Genomic DNA, 21,115 nt, shown 5'->3' on the forward strand with positions numbered 1-21,115 from the left:
CAATGCCGGCATCAGCGGCTCGGACGTGCGCGACATCATGCTGGAAGCCGTGGAAACCCGCTTCGGCACCATGCGCGCGGCGACACCGGTCGAGATGCTGTCGGACAACGGTTCGGCCTATACCGCCTGCGAAACACGGACCTTTGCCCGGCAGCTGGGCCTCAAACCCTGCTTCACCCCCGTCCGCAGCCCGCAGTCCAACGGCATCTCGGAGGCCTTCGTCCATACCCTCAAACGGGATTACGTCCGCGTCTCGCCGCTGCCGGACGCACTCACCGCGTTGACATCGCTTGCCGGATGGATCGAGGACTACAACGACAACCACCCCCATTCAGGGCTCAAAATGCGTTCGCCGCGCGAGCATCGCGCACTGGTTTCTGCAACCGCTTGAACCCGTCCGGTGAAACGGGGGCCAGATCAATATAGGCTGAGTATAACGATGCAGGAGGGGATGGCGGCCGACGCGATCCATCCGGCGTCGGGATGAACGCTGACCAGCGCCACCCCCGTCCAGCGATTGACCGTTGTCGTCAGAAACAGCGATACCAGCAGCAGGATTAGGAGTATGACTTTATCGGAGTTGGCAATAGGCTTGGCACTGGTGGTTATCGGCATGGCCCGGAGCGTCCGGGTTTCAGTCGGCACGGTCAAGGTGACTCTCAGGACGCTTTGAGCCAGGTTTTAAGACCAAACTCCTTTCCCGATATTCGATCCCATATGACATAGCCCTAGACGTCTCGGCCGTCGCTCATTTGCTAGAACGAAGGAGGAAGGCCACGCCTATGCCACCGAATGATCCGGCCACTACGCACCGCGCGAGGGATCGATGACCGTCCCGTTTCAGTCACACCGAACCGGTGTCGACGCGCTTGCCCAGGCCTTCGCGGTCTCGGCGGCGAACGCCGCATAGCGCCTAGGCGGGCGACCTAGCAGTCTCGACATGGTCGCACGGTCTTCCGCACTGGCGCGGGCGCCGTGACGCTGGAAGGCGCGCAGCATTAGGCCCAGATCATAGGCGAACCCGGCCGGGACGAACGGCTTGAGCCGGTCCTGGAACGCGTCCAGATCATCACCGGCATAGGCGATATCGCGGGCCAGGGCGTCGCTCCAGATTTGCGTGATCGACTCCGGCGTCAGATCGTCCGGGCCGACAACATTAAGGCATTCCCGCGCCAGCTGGGTCGAGGCCGCGTGGCGCCGCAGGAGCTGCATGGCCGCGATTTCGGCAAGGTCGCGCGTATCGACGGCGGCCATGCCAACATGCCCCAGCGGCATGCCGTAGACCCCATGATCCAAGAGCGGCGATTTCTGCTCTAGGTCGTTCTGCATGAAATAGGCGGAGCGCAGGATCGTCGCGGGCAGATCGCATTGTTCGATCATCCGTTCCGCTGCGACCTTGCAAGCAAAATGCGGAACGTCGGCATGACGATCGCATTCGAAGACGGAAAGATAGACGATCCCGCGCACGCCCGCATCCCGTGCCAGGGCAAGCGTCGTAAGTGTCTGATCCAACTCATCCGGCACATTGGGCGCCAGCAGCAAAAGCGTTTCGATCCCCTGAAGCGCGTCGCGCATGACCTCGATATCGGACAGGTCGCCCCGGACCGGCGTCACACCGGCGGGCAAGCGGGCCTTGTCGGGCGAGCGTGTCAGAGCCTTCGCCGCAACATCGTGCGACGCCAGGATGCGGGCAATTTCCATGCCCGTATGGCCGGTGCTTCCGGTCAACAATATTGCCATGACGTACTGCTCTTTCTCCGACCGTGTCGGTGTTCGGCCCGAGGGCCGGGAAAATAGTTGCGGAAAAGCGGTGTGCGGGCCGGGCGACGTCAGGCGGGTCGGCTAAGCGGAACGCGCCGGGCCCCGCGCCATCGACGAGAACACCCCGTCGCGGTAAATCCAGCCGTGCAGCAAAGCCGCCGACAGATGCGCGATCACCACCGCGAACAGCAACCACGCCAGAATGCTATGCGCATCGCGCAACAGGGCATAAACCGTCGGGTCGGTCGGGGCGATCGGCGGCAAATTCCATCCCTGGATCATCCTGACGGGCCAGCCCCCGGCCGATCGCATCCCCCAGCCGATCAGCGGGAGCAGGACCATCAGGCCGTAGAGCATCCAGTGGCTGGCGGTCGCCGCCAGCGCCTGGAGCCGGGGTGTCTCGGGCGGTAGCGCCGGGGCGCCGTGACGCAACCGGTTGGCCAGCCGGACGACGACCAGCAGCAGGATGGCGAGCCCGAGCGGCTGGTGCAGGTCGAGCAGCACCGGACGCCAGGTCAGCGACGTCGTCATGCCGACACCCATAAAGAGCATGGCGAAGATTGCCGCCGCCATCCCCCAGTGCAGCACCCGCGCCAGGACGTTGAAATGCCCTCGGTCCGCCTCGACGCATTGCGCTTGGTCTTCATCCCGTGCGGCATCGGACACGCTGTCGTTCATCGACCGGCTCCCCTGCCGACCGCATCCGTGGCACGACCATAGCCGATCTCGCGGAGGCGGGCATTGTAGGAATGCGCGTAGATCCCGCCACGCGTGGCCAGCACCGGATCGTTCGTGAGCGCGATGCCCTTCGGCACGAGGGTCGGATCGAAATTGATATCCCGGCATAGGCCCTTGGCCTGGTCGACCACGCGCGTGACCTCCAACGTGCCGCCGACGATCTGCCGGCGTGTCGCGGGCCAGGGCTGCGACGGATCGTCGACCGGGTCACCCGGCTCCGCCAGTTGCAGCACGAGGTCCCAGCGCAGCGGCCCGTGTGTCAGGCGCTCGGCGATATCCTTGAACAGGTGATCGGGATCGGCCTTGGCGCGTTCCTCGACGCTCCAGCCGGTAAATGGGGCATGGGGACGCCACCTCCATCGCACCGGCTGGCGCCGCCCGTCGGGGCCGATGAAGAAATAGGCGTGGATGGCATGATATTGCGCGCCCGCGAAGCTGCTCGGCCACGGCGCCTTGGCCTTCGCTTCGATGACGCGGCGGGCTTCGGGATAATCTCGGTAGAACGCCGCGACCTTCGTCGGATCGGGCTGGCCGGTCGCCGGATCGGGCGCAAAGGCGGCAATTCGGGCGAGGAAGCCTTTCGCATCATGGGTCGCGAAGAGCGGCTCGTTGTTCATTTTCATGCGCCATTGTTCACCGTCATCGGCGGTGATCAGCATGGCCATGCTGACGGTGCGCGTCGAATTGTCCGGCGCATAGGGATCCGCCGTCCCGATCGAGAAACGGCCGATGGCCCGTGCCTGCGCTTGTGAAAACACCCGCGATGTCGAAATTGACGCAGCGGCACCGCTCGCATGGAAGACTCCATCGAAACAGATGCCCTTGCCATGCGCGCGACGATAGCCCGCCGGGAAGGGTTTGGGCGTATCGGCCAGGAAAGTCGCGGTGGTGATCCGGTTGCCGACCAGTCCGGCGCTCCAGGCAAAGGCCGCGACCAGCGATCCGGCGATCGCCGCGATGCTCGCCAGCGGAAGCCAAGCGCGTTTCAACGAATGGCGGTCAGCCATATACGACTCCTGATACCGGTCGGACAGCCGATCCGGGTGGCACATTCAGAGGCAAGCCGATCATCCCGGCGGGGGCTGGCCTGCCTCTGACATGCGCATTCTAGCCGTGAAAATTCGGAAGGATTAGATGGACAATCCCGAATAAGCTGTTGAATGATATCGAACAATGAGTCGAAATCTCCAGGAAATCGCCGCGTTCGTGGCCGTCGCCGACAGGCTCAGCTTTCAGCGGGCCGCTCTCGATCGCGGGGTGACACGGTCCACGCTCAGCCACGCGGTACGGACGCTGGAGGAACGGCTGGGGGTTCGGCTGCTCAACAGGACGACGCGGAGCGTCTCGCTGACCGAGGCTGGCCGCCTCTTACATTCCCGTGCCAAGCAGGCCCTGGGCGAACTCGACCAGGCCGTCGATGCCGTCGATGATTTCCGGGGCGAGCCGCACGGATCGCTTCGTCTCACCGTCCCCCGTTCGGTCAGCGTCAGCATCATCGGCGCGGTCACCGCGCTGGCCTCGACCTATCCCCGCTTGTCGGTGGAAATCGATTCCAATGACCGAATGGTGGACATCGTCGCCGAGGGGTTCGACGCCGGTATCCGGTTCGGCATCGCCATGCAGCAGGACATGATCGCGGTGCGCCTGAACCAGGCCTTCCACTTCGCAGTTCTTGCCTCGCCCGCCTATCTGGCCGGGCGGGACCTGCCGATGAGCCCGGACGACCTCGTCCACCACTGCTGTATCCTGTACCGGCTACCGAGCGGCGTTCTGACACCCTGGATGTTCGAGCGTAACGGCCAGATCAGCAAGACGAACGTCACGGGGTCGCTGATCCTCAACGATCAATCGCTCATGATCGAAGCCGCCCTGCAAGGTGCCGGCCTTGCCTTCGTTTTCGAAGAGGGCGCGCGGGCGCATATCGACAGCGGACGGCTGATCCGATGCCTGCCCGATTATCGCGCACAGTTCAGCGAGCTGTTCCTTTACTATTCCGGGCGTCGGCATGTGTCCGCCGCGCTCAGGTCCCTTATCGACCACTTGAAGAACCCGAAGTAGGACGCGGAGGGAAGGGGACGCTCGCACGCATCCGCCAGCCTAACGGAACCGGCTCCTCGCCATAAATCAGCTGATTGAGGTTGTGGTCTCGATCGCCATTCCCTTTCGCGAAAGCGCAAAGCTACCCGGCAACGAGCGACCGGACGCGATCGGCGACGGCGGGATCGACAGGGTTGTAGACGATCATGCCAAGATCGGGGCGGCCATCGACCGCGAAGCCCGAATATTCCAGCTCGATCGGCCCTAACTCGGGATGGCGGAGCCGCTTACTCCCCTCGCCGTGGAAGCGCACGTCGTTGTCCGCCCAGAGCGCCGCGAAGTCCGGGCTTGTCGCGCAAAGCTCGGTGACGAGCTGGCCGACTTCCGACACAGCACCGGCCCGCGCCGCATCGGCTCGAAAGGCGCCGACGACGAAACGGGCGGTGCTTTCCCAATCCTCCTGCGATCCGCGGATCCGGTCGTTGCAGAAGACGAGCCGCAATATGTTGCGCTCCTTAGGCGGCAGCGTGCCGTAATCGGTCAGCACGAGCGCCGCAGCCTGGTTCCACGCCACCACGTCCCAAGTCGCGGTCTTGATGATCGCCGGGCTGGCGATCATCATGTCGAGCAGACGTTGCAAGCGCGGCGTCACCGTATCGGTTGCCTTATAACGGACTTCGGGCGGGCGGCCGAGCGCCAGCATGAACAGATGCTCGCGCTCGGCGTCGGTCAGCATCAGCCCGCGCGCGATGCGGTTCAGCACGTCGGGCGAGGGTGCCCCGCCCCGTCCCTGTTCAAGCCAGGTGTACCAAGTCGGGCTGATGTTGGCGCGCTGCGCCACCTCCTCGCGTCTCAGGCCGGGGGTCCGGCGACGCTGTGTCGAAAAGCCGAACGCGTCCGGATCAAGCCGGCTACGGCGATCCTTCAGATAGCGGCCGAGACCATTGTCGAAGTCAGTCGCCATCGTCTTCCCGTTAGTAACTATAATAGGATACCCTCACTACTTTTACGGGATAGCGCGTGGATTGATATGGCTGCATCTGCCATGGAGAATGTTCGATGCGCGTGTTTCTGACCGGGGCGACCGGCTTTATCGGCTCCCACATCATCCCCGAGCTGCTGGGTGCCGGGCATCGCGTGTTGGGCCTCACCCGATCGGATGCTGGCGCTGACGCGCTGGTTGCGGCGGGGGCCGAGGCGCATCGGGGCGATATCGAGGATCTGGAAAGCCTGACAGAAGGCGCGGCCGCCTGCAACGGTGTGATCCACACGGCGTTCGACCATAATTTTGCGGACTTCCTGGAAAACTGCCAGAAGGATCGGCGTGCCATCGAGGCGCTGGGCGCAGGCCTGGAAGGTACATCCAAGCCGCTCATCATCACGTCCAGTACCGCCATGGGATCGACCGCACTGGGCGAGCCGGCATCGGAGGATGTCTTCAATGCCTATAGTCCCAACCCGCGGATAGCCTCCGAATTGGCAGGGGAGGCGCTGTACGGGCGCGGTATCCACGTCATCGTGCTGCGTAACTCTCAGATCCATGACACCCGCAAGCAAGGGTTGGTCAGCGACCTCATCGGGCTTGCCTGTAAGAAGGGCGTCTCAGCCTATGTCGGCGAGGGCGCCAACACATGGTCGGCCGCGCACGTTCTCGACACCGCCCGTCTTTACCGGATGGCGCTGGAGCGGAACGAGGCCGGCGCGCGCTACCATGGCACCGCTGAAGGCGCGATCAGCTTGCGCGACATTGCCGAGGCGATCGGCCAGACGTTCGGCCTGCCGTTGAGGTCCGTGAGCACGGACGAGGCTGGTGCGCATTTCGGCTGGCTTGCAGCATTCGCATCGAAGGACATGTCAGCATCTAGCACGTTGACGCGGAAGCATTTGGGTTGGCAACCCGAAGGTCCGACTTTGCTCACCGACATCTGCGGTATGACGGCCGCAGGCTGACGTATTCCTCAGTCCGTATTTATCGACGGGTACTCATGCGGCCTAGCAACGCCGCGTGGCTACTTCCAACCTTCTCGGAATGTCACTTAATGGGTTTTTGGGAAGCCGTTGGCCGCCCCGTTTCACCATCGTTTTTGAGACGCCGGCAGGCGCGGTATCCGGTCATCCTGTCTGCTGGTGGACGTACTCTCCCAAGCCACGCCCAACAAGTTCATCGTTGGAAAGGCGGGGACCTCGCTTGAGGCGCTGATTGCCCAGTTTGCGGCGATCCAGCTTCGGTCCAGGGGGTACGGGCGAGGGGGTCTTGAACATGCCGCCGGGCTGGGCGGTACGCGCAGGCTCGTTGTTGTTGCGCTTGGCGTGGTGCGGCTGCACTTGCTGGATGGCGTGAGCGAGGGCGAGTGCTGCGTCGAGGTGCTTATTGTCGACCACCGGCGCCTGGTTCACGCGGCGCATCTTGTCGAAGACGCGATAGGGCAGGACTTCGCCGTCGTGCTGGATCTCGAGCCGGCCATCCGGATACTCGCACACATCCACCTTCTTGCGGGCGAGGCCCTGTGCGACCGGGGACGGCTCCAGGATGAACATCGCCTTGTTGTAATGGAGGGTGAGGGCGCCCGTGACGGTGCGCTGCTCGCGCCAGACCATCTCGGCTTCGAGGTTCTCGTGGATGGCGAGCGGCCGGTGCAGATCGCGCGGGTCGAACGGCGCCTTGGCGAACCGTTGATTGTGCTGCACCATGTAGGAGGGGAGGAAGGCGTTGGCTTCGTCGATGGTGTTGATGCGGTGGAGCCGCATCGCCTTGACGAGCCGGTCCTGCAGCGTGGCATTGGCGCGCTCCACACGGCCCTTCGCCTGCGGCGAGTTTGCGCAGATCAGCTCGATGTTCAGCCGGTCCAGCGCGCGCCCAAGATGGGTCATCCCGTCGCCGTTTGCCGAGGCCGTGTTGTTGCGGAAGGCGCTGTGCTTGTCCGTATAGAAGGCGACCGGCTTGCCGTGCCGCTCAAGGTACGTCCTCGTCGCGCGCATGTAGGAAAACGTGCTCTCGCTCTCGACCATCTCGAGGTGCCTCAGCTCGCTCGTGGCGTCGTCGATGAACACCAGCAGCGTGCATTGCGGGCCGCGTTCCTCGAACCACCAATGTTTTGAGCCGTCGACCTGGACCAGCTCGCCGCGACAGTCGCGCCGGTAGCGGGGCTGATAGGGGCGAGGGCGCCTAGCTGCGCGGTCTTTCCAGAGGCCGGCTTCCATCATGATCTGTCGCAGCGTTTCACACGACAGTCCCAGACCATGGCGCTCGGCGAGGTACTCGCGCGCGAGCGTCGGGCCGAAGTCGGCATAGTGTTCGCGCACCAGCGCGACCACCTCGGCGCGGAAGGCATCGCTAAAGCGCCGGTTGCGCGGCCGCCCGCGCTTGCGCGAGACGAGGCCCGCAGCGCCTTCATGCCGAAGACGGCGGAGCAGCCGGTAAATTTGCCGCCGCTGGAGGCCCAGCAGTTCCATCGCGTCCGGGATCCGGATCTCGCCGCGGTCGACCCGCATCAACGTGTCGAACCGGGTGATCTCTGCAGCACTCATCGTCAGCACCGTCATATCATGCGCGTCCTCGTTGCCGAGGAAGGCTATGACACCGGCGACCCGCTGACAGCACCGGCAGTGCCATTTCTATCTAGCAGAGTGGTGTCATTTGTATCTGGTGCTTGCACTCCTTAGGTTTGATAATATTTGTTATGTTAAATTGGAGGACGTACCGGGGCGGCGGTCGGCTGATATAAGGCAATCGCAAAACCGATTGCGACTATACCACCTACTCTATGGTCTCGCGCAAAGTCTGCCGTTTACCGAGCAGCTGGTATCTTCATGCCAACTATGGTCTTAGTCAAAATGGCTATCTGCCAGCCTGATCCGGGCGGGTCGGAATTTCTACTTTTGTCACAAAATTATCGGAATTTTGGTAACTCGTTTCTTGATTAATGTCGATGGAAGTCGTTCGTCCAATACGATTGTTGATCCGCGATTCCAGCCTGCTTCCGACTCTCTTGGCAATATTGGAATCAATATCGGTCTTCAACCGAATATCAAATTGCGACTGATGGGATGCGCCATGAGTCTGGCCACTATCGGAAGACATGGTGATCATTGCCAAGATTAAAAAAAAATAGCAGCTCGTCATTGAGCATTCCCTGCACTATTGCGCTGCACCATCACTGAATGAATGACCCCTTCACTTCCTTGCGGCGTGTCGGATGCATCGCTGGCCAAGATCAGCCACTGTACCGGACAATCCATGGGCATGGCAAAGGGCTGCGCAATCTTGCTTCCGATAGGAATGGTGACCAATTTCCGGCCATCAAGACATTGCACAATCCAATAGGGACGCATTTTGACCGGAGCGGCGTCAAAACGAACGTCGTCACGTAACGTATAATGGCCGGGGGGTAAAAGCATCGTCTGACGGGCCAATTGCGTCGAATTGGTCGGGATCGTGGAAAAAGAAAGAACGAAGTCTCCACCCTGCTGACCGATAACAGCTTCCCCCTGCCCGTCGAGCACGTTCCAATCGAACGGCGACCGATATCCGGCACTGGCGGATCGGAAAGTCACGTCCTGAGTCGCATCCCGGCGCGCGTTGGGGTGACGCTGCCGATAAAAATTCCAGGCGGCGTCATAATCTTCTTGCGCGATCAGCCCATTTTCAACCTGCCCGTACAAGGCTGGGGGGAGATCGTTGCCTTTAAGCCGCAAATCGCTCAACAGGAGTGCCGTTGACGGATAATCGACGCCATTGGTCGCGAGCCAATGAAAGAAGGGCTTCCGCCAGGCCGGTGCCTCGCGGAGGATCGGCAGCAGCTTCCGGCGGACCTCCGGCTGCGCGATCGCGCTTCCCAGGATGGGAAACAGAATATCGGGAGCCTGCGGGATCGCACGAAGGGCAAGATCATAATGCAACAATGCCAGCGGGATGTTGGCATGCGCGGCGCCATACTCAATCCACCATAGTTGCGTCGGCAGGTGACGGCGCGACAACCAGGCGGAATAGACAAGATCGTGGCGGCTTGCGTCAGCGTGGCCTTGCAGTTCCTCAACTATTCCGCGTGCTGTGACCGCAGCAACAAGCGTGGGATCCCGTCGCAACGCGCGTTGAGCCAGACCCAACGCACGCTCGGACTGTTTCGGATCGCTGAACACGAGTTGCTCTGCGGCATTTGCCGCAGCCGGGCCATTCCAGGGCGCGAGACGCAACGCCAACTCGGGTGCGGTCGACCGGACCATATTGGCTATGCCGGTCACCAGCGTAATCACCAACAGGATGACCAATGCCAAACAGACGAACAGGCGAATCCCCAACCCTACGGGCCGACCGGGCATCGGCAGGCTGGTCGTATCAGACATCTTGACCCGCGCGGCCATAGCCATAGCCATAGTCGTACCCGTAGCCATAGCTGGCCTTCTTGCTCTCGAACTTGGTTACGACCATACCCAGGAGGCGTACCCGCGAGCTGACGAGGCGTGACAGCGCGATCTTCACCACGCTCGTCCGCGTTCCGTGCGCTTCGACGGCATAGACGATGCCCTGGACATGGCTGCCGATCAGCGCAGCATCGGCCAGCCCCATGACTGGCGGCGAATCGATCACCACATGATCGAATTCTTCCAGCAGTCGTTCGATCAGCAGCTTCAGCCGATCACCGGTCAGCAGTTCGGCCGCATTGGGCGGAATCGGCCCAGCGGTCATCACCGCAAAACCCAGCGCTCCACCATCGACGAGCAGCGATTGGATATCGTCCTGCCCGCTCAGGAAGTTGCTCAGGCCATGATCGTGCGACACGCCGATTAGATGGTGGATCGATGGCGACCGCATGTCGCCGTCGATTAGTATTACGCGCTTGTGGGCGCGCGCCAATGTGGTCGCCAGTGCCAGCGCGGTGGTCGACTTACCCTCGGCCGGACGGGTGCTGGTTACCGCAATAGAGCGCGGCACGCCAGCCTCGGAAGTAAACTGCAGGTTAGTCTGCACCGCCATATATGCGTCGACCAACGCCGATTTGCGGTCCAGCAGCGCGTCCTTGGGCTCACCTTCCCGCAGCTTCGGAACCGATCCCAGCAATGGCACGCCGAGCTCGTTCTGGATGTCTGCCGGATCCACGATGGCCTCATCGATCTGCTCCAGCGCCAGAGCCGACAGCACGCCAAGACCGCAGCCGAGAATCAGCGCCAGCGCGAGATTCAGGGCCAAACGGGGGCTCGATGGGCGATCGGGCACGTCCGCCGGATCGACGATCGCAACGTTATTGACGCCTACCCCGCCCGCTACGCCGATCTCTTTGTAGCGTTGCAGCAAGCCATCATATAGTTGCCGATTCGTATCTACTTCGCGCTGGAAGATATTATATTGAATGCTCCGACGGCGTAGATCAAGAAAGCCTTGCTTCAATGCTTCGACGCGCGCTTTGAGGCGTTGTTCACGATCGAGAGATTGGCGATAATCGGCGTCGAGCGACCCGGTGACCCTGGCTTCTTCACGCGCGATACTCTGGTCCAGCTGGCTTATCTGCGCGGCTACTGCCTGGGCCGCAGGATATTCTGGCTGGAATTGAAGCATTAACCGCTTATATTCGGCGGCTAGCTCGGCTCGCCGCTGACGCAGATTGTTGATTGCGACGTTGCGCAATGCTTCCGCGCTGGTTCCCGACGCGCCACGCTTTTCGTAACGCGCCTGAGCCGCGATCCGATCGGCAGTAGCCGATGCCAATGCCGTATTCAGGGACGTCAGATCATCCGTCAGGATCGACCGGTCATTGGATGACCGCCCTTGCTCCGTCGAGCCCGGGAGATTGATGATCTTCTGAGCCGAAGCATAGGCGACCAGCTTTCGTTCGGATGACTCAAGGCGAACCCGCAAAGTTTCGATACGGTTTTCAAGAAAATTGCGTGCATAGGACGTGGCTTGATAGCGCCGCTCCAACGACGCCTGGATGAAGCTGGCGGTCCAGGCGTTGGCGATCTTTGCCGACAGTTCAGGGCTGGGTGTCGTCACGCGGATTTCAACGAGCCGCGACAGGCGCGTCGGTGCAATATCGACGTGGTCTAGCAATACTTCTCCCGCAACACGCAGGCGGACCTGCCGCCCGGTCGGGCTGTAGTGACCATTGATCAGTTCGAAAGCGGGGGCCTTCGATTTGACGTGGAACTGCGTGAAGAAGGTGGGGTCGTCGACAAGCCTGAGCTGTCCTGCGACACGCTCTGCCAGCGACTGTGATCGCAGCAACCCGTATTGGGTCTGATAGAATTCCTGATCGGCTAGCCCCGCTTCGCGTTCTACGCCCTGGATGGCAACGATATTGTTCGATTCACGCGAAATCTCGACGGTCGTCGTCGCGGTGTACTGCCGCGTCATCATGAAGGTGATGATGATGCCGAGCAGCAAGCAGCCCGCGACGATGCCGCCGACCACATAGCGCCAGCGAAGAGCGATGCGAAGATACTGCCTCAAGAGCGGCAATCGTGGCGTATCATGCCCATCGCTCGCTCGGTTTTCGACAACGTGCAAGACGTCGGTGGCTTTTCTCATGTGACGACGCCTAGCGCTTATTTTTGAAGGATCGCGAGGAGCGGTGCCGCCAACAATGGCGACAGGCCGACAATATCGCGGAACATGCGGCGCTGTGAAGAATCGCCCACGACAATGACGTCGTTGGCGTAAATCGCCGGATCAGCGTAGCGCCCTTCCCGGATGGCAGCGAGATTATAAAGCCCTGCCATACGCCGTCCGTCGACCGTGCGCAGAATGACGACATCCTCCTGCCGTGCATATTCCGACAGACCCTTGGCCGAAGCTACCGCGCGCAACAACGTCATCTGGTTTGTCACCGGGTAAAGGCCTGGCTCGGTGACCTGCCCATCCACCGTTACCACTTGGCTGACGGCGTTACGGATGTTGACCGTCACCTGGGGGTCTCTGACATAGCGCTGACGAAGGGCTCCCTCGATCGCACTTGCAAGCTCTGCAGATGTCTTGCCGCCGGCTTCGATCGAACCGATCAGCGGCATGGCAATGCGCCCACCGGCATCGACCTGCACCTCCCTCGACATTTCAGGAACATTGAATACGTCGACCGAAATGGTATCGAGCGGTCCGACGAAGCTCGCACGCTCCGGAGCCGTGAGATCGGAGCGCAGTGGCGCTGGCATCGCTCGCATATCCTGAACCACCGTCAGTTCGGCCGTCGACTGGAGCGGTGCTCGATGAGCGCATCCAGCGAGTAGGATAATTGCCGGCAGGGCCAGCCTCAAGCGACGCATAACTGAAGTAGTCCCATATTCAGGATTATAAGGGAGCCTATAAGGTGAACCATCAGGACGGTAAAGCGGCCTCGCGGCGGCTTGGCCTCCGACCGGAACCCCGGGCCAACCATATCGCGATCACCGCCATCATCATCGTCGTCGGTGTTCGCATCGGATAATCGACAAGGCTAGACGCCAAGATCAGCGATAGTATCGCCCATCCCGAAAAGGGCCGTGCCCGGCCCGCCGTTCAAATCACGCCACGCGGTAATCGCCAGGCGGCCCCAGCAGAAGATGACCAACACAAGCAGCATGATCGCGGGGAGTCCGCCCTCGATCGCGATTTCCAGGGCGTCGTTATGTGCATGATTGAAATAGGTCGGGGCGAGCAACGAACGAGGTTCGACAATGCGGAACATGGGATCGAAGGACCCCATGCCTGAACCGAAGGGGAAATAGTGTATCGCCATATTGCGCAGAAGCGGCAACGCCGTGGAGCGAATATCGTGATCGTCGGCACTGGCAAACAGCCGTTGGAGCGACAGTGCCCGTCCACTGCTCATCCCAATCAAAACGATCGCGCCAACCGCCAGCAGCCCCGCACCGGCCACGGCTGGCAATACCCACCTTGGCCGCAGGCGACGCAATCGGGGAAAGGCTAGACATCCCATCGCCAGCAATCCGGCCATTGCCAAGATCAATCCGGCCCGCGATCCGGTCAATAGGATAAGGAACAGAAACCAGACCGCCAGCGCCAGCGCCGCAGCCATGCGTTCGCGCTCCCGCCGCCCCCGCTGACGAAAGGCCCATAGGCCCAACAGGGGCAGACCGCAGGCCAGCAGCAAAGCCTGGTGATTGCGATTGGCGAAGATACCCGCCGCCTCGCCGACTGTTTCATTGATGAACGGATTGTCGAAGGTGGCGCCGCTGAGTTGCAACGAGCCGAGCAGTGCGGCCACAATCACGATCGCCAAAAGTAGCCGGACGACAGCCATAGCGCGGGCTTGGGTCAGTATCGCCAGGATTGCGATCATCGCCAGCGGTACGATCAGCGAAAGCAAGGCGTTCCACCCAGCATCGGGGGTCAGGTTAATCGGTCGCCACGGCTGATCGCCCGCCGCCATCGCAGCGACGAATGGTTCACGACCTGGCAGAGCCTGCCACATCGAGGGCGGAAGTGGAACAAGCTGGTAGAGGGCAACAAGCGCCGCCCCTCCGACAATCACGAGCGGCATCCTGACATCGCTGACCGTCCAGGTCCGGCGCGTAAAGCACAGGATCATCAGCACGATGATCGCCGCGACGCGAACCGCCAATTGGCCTGGCTGGTTCGCGCGCGATGCGCCGCCCGCCACGCATGACACCAACAGCAGACCACCCATCAGCAGAATGCTGAGCATCTGCTCGTCACGGCACCATTGTCTTATCCGGGACAAAGGCGAAGTCGTCATGACAGAACACCCGCTAAACTGGTATGCTGTGGCAAAGCATTCGACCGGCGCAGCGTTGCCGCGAGATGAGTCCAGTCGACAATATCCGATACCGATGCGAATTCCGGCACGACCTGGCCGAGCAGCGCCTTGGTTGCCACCACGTCATTGGCCGCGATCAGTTCTTCGAGCCGGTCGAGATGCGCGCGCAATCGCTCCCAAGCCTCGAACGGCTCGCTGGCCATCAGAATTCGGGGATGCGCGCTTGCGACCGGATCATTCCCGATCAGCAGTTCCTCGTAAAGTTTCTCGCCGGGACGCATACCAACCACCTTGATCTCGATATCGCCGTGCGGATTATCCTCGTCGCGCACGGTAAATCCCGACAGTTCGATGACGTTGCGGGCCAGGTCGATAATCCGCACCGGCTCGCCCATGTCCAGGACGAACACCTCACCGCCCCGCGCCATCGCACCGGCCTGGATGACGAGCTGCGCCGCTTCGGGGATCGTCATGAAGAAGCGGGTGATGTCACGATGCGTGATCGTCAGCGGACCGCCATTGCGCACCTGTTCCCGGAACAGCGGCACGACCGAGCCACTCGATCCCAGTACGTTTCCGAAACGGACCATCGAGAAGCAGGTTGATGCGCCGCTGGCCTGCAATCCCTGCAGGATCTGTTCCGCCCAGCGCTTCGTTGCGCCCATGATGTTGGTCGGGCGGACCGCCTTGTCAGTACTGACCAGCACGAAGTGATGCACTCCGCACCGCACCGCCGCCTCGGTGACGACACGTGTCCCGATGACGTTGTTGCGCAATCCTTCCAGCACATTGTGTTCGACGAGCGGGACATGTTTGTAGGCAGCGGCATGGAAGACCATGTACGGCGTCCAGGTCTCGAAGACCGTCGCGACCCGCGCCCGATCGACCACCGACCCGAGTAGCGGTACCAGCTCGATCCCGTTGTCGGACGCGTGTGGCTCCAGTTCGCGATGGATGTTGTAAAGCGCGAACTCGTTTGCCTCGAACAGCAACAGGCGTGCAGGCAGGCCGCGCATGATCTGTCGGCACAATTCGCTGCCGATCGATCCGCCTGCCCCCGTCACGAGGATCGTGCGGCCGCGCAGTGTCGAGGCGACGAGTGCTTCGTCGGGATCGACCGCCTCGCGCGCGAGCAGGTCCTCGATCGTCAGTTCGCGCAGGTCGCTGGCATGGACCTTGCCGTGAGCAAGGTCCATCAATCCGGGCAGTGTCCGGATGCTGATCGGAAAACGGCGAAGCGCGGCGATGACTTCGTTGCGACGGCCGCGCGATACCGACGGCAGCGCCAGTAGGATGTCCGTGATCTGCCAGCGATTGATCGCATCTGCCAGTTCCGCGGGGTCCATCACCGGCAGTCCGCGCAAGCGCCGGCCATGGAGCGATTGATCGTCATCGAGGAAGCCGACGATCCGCATTTCCCGGCTGTCGGCCATAGCCATGGCCAGTTGCTGCCCCGACGAACCGGCCCCGTAAATCAGGGCCATGGCCGCATCGCGCTGTCGGTTGCGCGATCCGGTCAGTCGGCCACTCAATAACAGCCCGGCAAGCGAGCGCGAGAAGGTCACGCCCAGGAACAACAGCAGCGGCTGGATGATGCCAACGGTACGCGGAATATCATCAAAGGCATAAGCGGTAATGATCGCCGAATAAGTCAGCCCATAGGCCATGCAGGCGACCGCACAGGTTATCAGCGTCTGCGTGCTCAGATGACGCAACACCGCCCGATATACGCCCAGAATCCAGAAGATCGGCAGCGCAAGCGTGAGCGATAATACGACGGCGATGCTAGGCCGTCCGGTCAACGACACCCATTCACCCAGCCGCAGATAGAGCGCCAGCCACACGGCCAGCGCGCACAATGCCGCATCGACACCAATCAGGATCAATCGCTTGGATGTCGGCGGCAGAGCCAACAATGGCGTGGCGATACTATGCGTCTTCAAGAAGGACATCCATTGAGCTGCAAATTCGGCTCACCGCCTTACGGCAAGAGGCAAACTCCGGATAAACGGAAGATGTCGCAACAGGCGCGCCAGTTGCGTTATTCTGCAGCCCACTCTACGGCGTTTTCCCTGCCATGTCCAGCAGGCGTCATCCACAGCCTTGCTGAGTTAGCGGGCTGCTGATCGCCCTTGATCGTCGCACGCAGCCCATCTAAACGGGCGTACCCTTCCGGCATCATCCCAATTCGGATGAAAAAACAACAAAAAGCAGATCATAGATGTTTCAAGACAAGGTCCTGCTCATTACTGGTGGAACCGGTTCGTTCGGTTCGACCGTTCTTCGTCGATTGCTGAATGCTCCTTTTCGCGAAATTCGGATTTTTAGCAGAGACGAAAAGAAGCAGGAGGATCAGCGCCTTCATTACAGGGATCCACGCCTGAAATATTATCTCGGAGATGTCCGGGATTTCCGATCGATTTCGAATGCGGTGCAAGGAGTCGATTATATATTTCATGCCGCAGCGCTCAAGCAGGTTCCATCTTGCGAATTCTACCCGATGGAAGCGGTCAAGACGAATGTCGTCGGCACTGATAACCTGCTGGAGGCGGCGATCTCGGCCGGCGTCTCGCGGGTCGTCTGCCTGTCTACCGACAAGGCGGTCTATCCGATCAATGCCATGGGCATTTCCAAGGCGATGATGGAGAAGGTGACGATCGCCAAATCGCGACTGGCGCTGGGAACGTCGACGGTGATCACCGTCACGCGCTACGGCAACGTGCTGGCGTCGCGCGGATCGGTCATCCCTTTGTTCGTCGAGCAGATCCGCGCCGGAAAGCCGATCACCTTGACCGATCCCGGCATGACCCGTTTCGTCATGACGCTGGAGGAGGCCGTGGACCTGGTCCTCTATGCGTTTGAACATGGCAGCAATGGCGACCTGTTCGTTCAGAAGGCGCCGGCGATCACGGTCGGCGGACTGGCCAAGGCGGTTCTGGACGTGATGGGGCATGCCGATCATCCCACGCGGGTGATCGGAACGCGACATGGCGAGAAACTGTACGAGGCGTTGCTGAGCCGCGAAGAGATGGCGGTCGCGGAAGACCGCGGCGGCTATTACCGGATCGCCCCCGATAATCGCGATCTCAACTATGCCGCCTATGTCGAGGATGGCGACCAGGCCGTGTCGGAACATCGCGATTTCAATTCGCACAATACCACGCGTCTCGACCATGACGAAATGGTGCAGATCCTGCGCAACCTCGACTATATGAAGAACGTGCTGGCTGGCAGGCCGGAGCCACAATGACGATGCACACCATTCTGGTTACCGGTGCCGAAGGGTTCATCGGGCGCAACCTGACATTACGCCTGACCGAACTTGGCAAGCGCGCGATCGCCATCACGCGCGCCTCTACGCCAGCGGATCTGGCGGACGGCATTGCCCAGGCCGATGCCGTCATCCATCTGGCCGGCGCAAACCGCCCGCGCGATACGGCCGAGTTCATGGCCGTCAATCGCGATGCGAGCGTGGCCTTGGCCGATTCGATCGTCTCGGGCGGACGGGCGCTTCCGGTTATCGTCGCATCGTCCAGCCGGGCGGGCGAGGATACGGATTACGGCCGCAGCAAGCTCGCCGGCGAACAGGCGCTGGCGACCCTGGGCGCGCGCATCGGGGCGCCGGTATATATTTTCCGCCTGCCCAACATATTCGGCAAATGGGCACGCCCCGACTATAATTCCGCCATCGCCACCTTTTGTCACCGGACGGCGCGTGGCATCCCGATCGAGGTTCATGATCCCGCCGCACGGCTCAGTCTGGTATATGTCGACGATGTCGTCACGGCGTTCCTGACGATTCTGTCCGACGTCCCCCCCGCCGGGCAGCATCAAGTCGCCCCGGCCTATGACACGACAGTCGGCGCGGTCGCCGATACGATCCGCGGTTTTGCCGCGATGCGCGAAACCGGCATCATCGGTCACGTCGGCACCGGACTGGAGCGTGCCCTGTACGCTACTTATGTCTCTCACCTGCCGCCGGAAAGCTTCAGCTATCCGATCACCACCCACAGCGATCCGCGTGGTGCGTTTGCCGAGATGCTGAAAACAATCGACTCCGGGCAGTTTTCCGTTTTCAACGCACATCCGGGTGTCACGCGCGGCGGGCACTACCACCATACGAAGACCGAGAAATTCCTGATCGTCCACGGTCGCGCCCGCTTCCGCTTCCGGCATATGATTACCGGCGAGTTCCACGAACTGGATACCAGCGGCGATGACCTGCGGATCGTCGAGACCGTACCGGGCTGGGCGCATGACGTGACAAACATCGGAGACGAACTGATGATATCGCTGTTGTGGGCGAACGAGATCTTCGATCGCCAGAAGCCGGATACGATCGCCGCGGCGGTGAGTGCATGACCCGCCTGAAAGTCATGACGATCGTCGGCACGCGACCGGAGATCATCCGTCTGTCGCGCGTGATGGCGCGGCTGGACCAATATACCGATCACGTGATCGTCCATACAGGACAGAATTACGATTACGAGTTGAACCAGATTTTCTTCGACGATCTGGGTATCCGGTCGCCGGATCATTTCCTGGATGCGGCCGGTGGTTCAGCGGCGGAAACGATCGGCGCGATCATCGCCAAGGCGGATGCACTGATCGCAGCGGAGCGACCGGATGCGGTCCTGGTGCTGGGCGATACCAACAGCTGTCTGGCGGTGATCCCGGCGCGGCGACGCCGGGTTCCGGTATTCCATATGGAAGCCGGCAACCGCTGCTTCGACGATCGCGTACCCGAGGAGATCAACCGCCGCATCGTCGATCACACCGCTGATGTGAACCTGCCCTATTCGACGATCGCGCGCAACTATCTGCTGGCCGAAGGACTGCCAGCGGACCGGGTCATAACAACCGGCAGCCCGATGTTTGAAGTACTGGCACATCATCGTGCCGCGATCGAGACGTCGGATGTGCTGGAGCGGCTTGGCTTCCGCAAGGGCGGCTATTTCCTCGTCAGCGCGCATCGCGAGGAGAATGTCGATTCCGACCGCAACCTGCACGCGCTTGCAGACAGCCTCAACGCGATCGCCGAGACGTATCCCGATCATCCCGTCCTGATCAGCACACATCCGCGCACGCGCAAGCGCATCGACGCCACCGGTGTCACCTTCCACCCTGGCGTGGTGACGATGAAGCCTTTCGGGTTCATCGACTATAACGCCCTGCAACTGCACGCGCGCGTCACCTTGTCGGACAGCGGCACGATCAGCGAGGAATCGTCGATCCTCAACTTTCCGGCGCTCAACATCCGCGAGGCGCACGAGCGGCCCGAAGCGATGGAGGAGGCCAGCGTCATGATGGTCGGCGTTCAGCGCAACCGGATTCTGCAGGGCCTGCAGATCCTCGCCGACCAGCCGCGCGGGGACGATCGCCTGCTGCGGCTGCCTGCAGATTATGCGAAGCCCAATGTCTCGGACAAGGTGTTGCGGATCATCATGAGCTACACGGACTATGTGCGTCGTGTCGTCTGGAAGCAGTTTGACGCCTAGGTGACCAGTCGTCGCGATCTCCTGCTCGCCGGATCGTCGGCACTGGCTGGCGTGGGCACCCATGCCGCCGTCCGTGCGGCCGAGGATTCATCGGCATCCCCCGCCCCCGGTGGTCCGGCGCGCGCGGGGATACCGATCACCGAATTCGGCGCGGACCCCGATCGCCCCGACAATGCCGATGCGATCCAGAAAGCGGTCGCGGCGGCCTTGCGCGATGGGCGGGATGTCTTCATCCCGGTCGGGGACTTCCGCTTTTCGCAACTCGACCTGCGCGGGAATGACGGCACCGACCCGCGCCGGCTGGTCCTGAGCGGGCCGGGAACGCTACGCAGCGAACGGCGCGGAGTCGCGATCACGGCGTCGCGTGGGCCATTCTACGACCTCGTCATCGATGGCCCGGCGTTCGAGAGCAGCCCCGGCAAGGGAACGACGATGCTGGACGGCGATCGCCTGCGCCGACTAGTGATCGCACCAGGCACCCAGTTCCGCAACATCGACTGGGTGATCCGCGCGAAGGACTATCTGCAATCCGTACGAATGATCGGTGCGATCATCCGCGGTGGCGCGGGGGCCGTGGTCAGTGCGCCGATGGCTTTCGACTGCCTGTTCACGCACAATATCATCGAGTTCGCGACCGATGGTTTCGTCATCGATGGCGACAACGATCCCGCGCTTAACCGCTGTTCTATCGATGGCAATCTGATCGAGGGGATCGGGGGGCGCGCGATCGTACTGGGTACCTGCCTAGCGACGACCGTCAGCGACAATTATCTTGAGAGCAACACGGGCGGCGACATCCGTCTTGACGCTGGCACCGCCCCGCACAAGGGTCTGCGCGTACAGGGCAATGGCATACAGCTGTCGACCGCCGCGCTGGCGGCGGGGCGGTTCGGCATCATTTGGGGGCGATCGACCGCATTGCCGGTACGTGCGGGCGGAAATTTCTGCAACGGTAACCTTCACGATACGGCGGGCACCTCAGCCCTGATCGACATGAACGGCGATGTCGCGGCCGGTCAGCTTTATCGCGGTTACGATCCGCGTGGCATACGCAACGCGCCGGTCGGTCGGGCGACCTTCTCCGACGGGCTGGCGCAACACATCACCTGGTTCGAACGTGCGATCACGATCGATCCGCACCAATCGGAAATCGCCTTCGCAGGCCGGTATGGTGCCAAGGGTGACGCGCCTGTCCTTACCTTTGGTCCGGCGTCACCACAGGAGGCGCCGGACGCCTTCGACCGCAAGCAATGGGCGCGGGGCAGCGTCGTGTTCAACGTTGCCCCGCAACCGGGCAAGCCCGCGTCGTGGGTCTGCACACGCGCTGGCACGCCGGGGACTTGGAACGCGGTGCTCTGCCAAGGCTGATCCGCG

At 61.8% G+C, this 21,115-nt stretch carries 19 protein-coding genes; 7 read left to right on the top strand and 12 right to left on the bottom strand.

Going from position 1 to position 21,115, the window contains the following annotated elements:
- Positions 1-391, top strand: a 391-nt coding sequence (locus QE379_RS00005; RefSeq protein ID WP_306996640.1) for an integrase core domain-containing protein, incomplete at its 5' end; no start/stop codon positions are given.
- A gap of 26 nt (positions 392-417) precedes the next feature.
- On the opposite strand, the gene QE379_RS00010 is transcribed toward QE379_RS00005, so the two are convergent.
- The 4 genes from QE379_RS00010 to QE379_RS00025 form a co-directional block, all read right to left on the bottom strand.
- Positions 418-651, bottom strand: a complete 234-nt coding sequence (locus QE379_RS00010; protein WP_306996642.1) for a hypothetical protein — start codon at positions 649-651, stop codon at positions 418-420.
- Positions 652-840: 189 nt separating this feature from the next.
- Positions 841-1,728, bottom strand: coding sequence for an SDR family oxidoreductase (locus tag QE379_RS00015; protein WP_306996644.1), 888 nt, complete (start codon positions 1,726-1,728; stop codon positions 841-843).
- A gap of 114 nt (positions 1,729-1,842) precedes the next feature.
- Complete coding sequence (locus QE379_RS00020) at positions 1,843-2,439, bottom strand: cytochrome b (RefSeq protein WP_306996646.1); 597 nt, start codon at positions 2,437-2,439, stop codon at positions 1,843-1,845.
- Positions 2,436-3,506 carry a catalase family peroxidase gene (locus tag QE379_RS00025; RefSeq protein ID WP_306996648.1) on the bottom strand — a complete coding sequence of 357 codons (1,071 nt, stop codon included), beginning with the start codon at positions 3,504-3,506 and terminating at the stop codon, positions 2,436-2,438. Before QE379_RS00025 ends, QE379_RS00020 begins: the two co-directional genes overlap by 4 nt.
- Positions 3,507-3,672: 166 nt before the next feature.
- On the opposite strand from QE379_RS00025, the gene QE379_RS00030 reads away from it, so the two are divergent.
- On the top strand, positions 3,673-4,557 hold the full coding sequence (locus tag QE379_RS00030) for a LysR family transcriptional regulator (RefSeq protein ID WP_306996650.1): 885 nt from the start codon (positions 3,673-3,675) through the stop codon (positions 4,555-4,557).
- Positions 4,558-4,678: 121 nt separating this feature from the next.
- On the opposite strand, the gene QE379_RS00035 is transcribed toward QE379_RS00030, so the two are convergent.
- Positions 4,679-5,500 carry a helix-turn-helix transcriptional regulator gene (locus QE379_RS00035; protein ID WP_306996652.1) on the bottom strand — a complete coding sequence of 274 codons (822 nt, stop codon included), beginning with the start codon at positions 5,498-5,500 and terminating at the stop codon, positions 4,679-4,681.
- Between the two features lie 95 nt (positions 5,501-5,595).
- On the opposite strand from QE379_RS00035, the gene QE379_RS00040 reads away from it, so the two are divergent.
- Complete coding sequence (locus tag QE379_RS00040; RefSeq protein WP_306996654.1) at positions 5,596-6,486, top strand: SDR family oxidoreductase; 891 nt, start codon at positions 5,596-5,598, stop codon at positions 6,484-6,486.
- A 162-nt stretch (positions 6,487-6,648) separates the two neighbouring features.
- Here QE379_RS00040 and QE379_RS00045 read toward each other — a convergent pair whose 3' ends face one another.
- The 7 genes from QE379_RS00045 to QE379_RS00075 form a co-directional block, all read right to left on the bottom strand.
- A complete protein-coding gene (locus QE379_RS00045) occupies positions 6,649-8,079 on the bottom strand; it encodes an ISNCY family transposase (RefSeq protein WP_306996656.1) in 1,431 nt (476 codons plus the stop codon).
- Between the two features lie 295 nt (positions 8,080-8,374).
- Entirely contained in the window at positions 8,375-8,632 is a 258-nt protein-coding gene (locus tag QE379_RS00050; RefSeq protein WP_306996658.1) for a hypothetical protein, read from the bottom strand.
- 23 nt (positions 8,633-8,655) lie between these two features.
- Positions 8,656-9,879: a hypothetical protein gene (locus QE379_RS00055; protein ID WP_306996660.1), complete on the bottom strand. Its 1,224-nt coding sequence runs from the start codon at positions 9,877-9,879 to the stop codon at positions 8,656-8,658.
- Complete coding sequence (locus tag QE379_RS00060) at positions 9,872-12,058, bottom strand: polysaccharide biosynthesis tyrosine autokinase (RefSeq protein ID WP_306996662.1); 2,187 nt, start codon at positions 12,056-12,058, stop codon at positions 9,872-9,874. Before QE379_RS00060 ends, QE379_RS00055 begins: the two co-directional genes overlap by 8 nt.
- 17 nt (positions 12,059-12,075) lie before the next feature.
- Positions 12,076-12,678 carry a polysaccharide biosynthesis/export family protein gene (locus QE379_RS00065; RefSeq protein ID WP_306996664.1) on the bottom strand — a complete coding sequence of 201 codons (603 nt, stop codon included), beginning with the start codon at positions 12,676-12,678 and terminating at the stop codon, positions 12,076-12,078.
- Between the two features lie 281 nt (positions 12,679-12,959).
- Positions 12,960-14,222: an O-antigen ligase gene (locus QE379_RS00070; RefSeq protein WP_306996666.1), complete on the bottom strand. Its 1,263-nt coding sequence runs from the start codon at positions 14,220-14,222 to the stop codon at positions 12,960-12,962.
- Positions 14,219-16,195: a nucleoside-diphosphate sugar epimerase/dehydratase gene (locus QE379_RS00075; protein WP_306996668.1), complete on the bottom strand. Its 1,977-nt coding sequence runs from the start codon at positions 16,193-16,195 to the stop codon at positions 14,219-14,221. The genes QE379_RS00070 and QE379_RS00075 overlap by 4 nt, the downstream gene beginning before the upstream one ends.
- Before the next feature lie 269 nt (positions 16,196-16,464).
- Between QE379_RS00075 and QE379_RS00080 the strand changes: the two genes are divergently transcribed.
- The 4 genes from QE379_RS00080 to QE379_RS00095 are packed head-to-tail and all read left to right on the top strand — an operon-like array spanning position 16,465 to position 21,109.
- Entirely contained in the window at positions 16,465-17,493 is a 1,029-nt protein-coding gene (locus QE379_RS00080; RefSeq protein ID WP_306996671.1) for a polysaccharide biosynthesis protein, read from the top strand.
- Positions 17,490-18,605, top strand: coding sequence for an NAD-dependent epimerase/dehydratase family protein (locus QE379_RS00085; RefSeq protein ID WP_306996673.1), 1,116 nt, complete (start codon positions 17,490-17,492; stop codon positions 18,603-18,605). The genes QE379_RS00080 and QE379_RS00085 overlap by 4 nt, the downstream gene beginning before the upstream one ends.
- A complete protein-coding gene (wecB, locus tag QE379_RS00090) occupies positions 18,602-19,741 on the top strand; it encodes a non-hydrolyzing UDP-N-acetylglucosamine 2-epimerase (protein ID WP_306996675.1) in 1,140 nt (379 codons plus the stop codon). Before QE379_RS00085 ends, wecB begins: the two co-directional genes overlap by 4 nt.
- Complete coding sequence (locus QE379_RS00095; protein ID WP_306996677.1) at positions 19,742-21,109, top strand: hypothetical protein; 1,368 nt, start codon at positions 19,742-19,744, stop codon at positions 21,107-21,109. It begins immediately after the preceding gene.
- Positions 21,110-21,115 lie beyond the last annotated feature (6 nt).

The sequence above is a fragment of the Sphingomonas sp. SORGH_AS_0879 genome (assembly GCF_030819175.1).
Lineage (GTDB): Bacteria > Pseudomonadota > Alphaproteobacteria > Sphingomonadales > Sphingomonadaceae > Sphingomonas.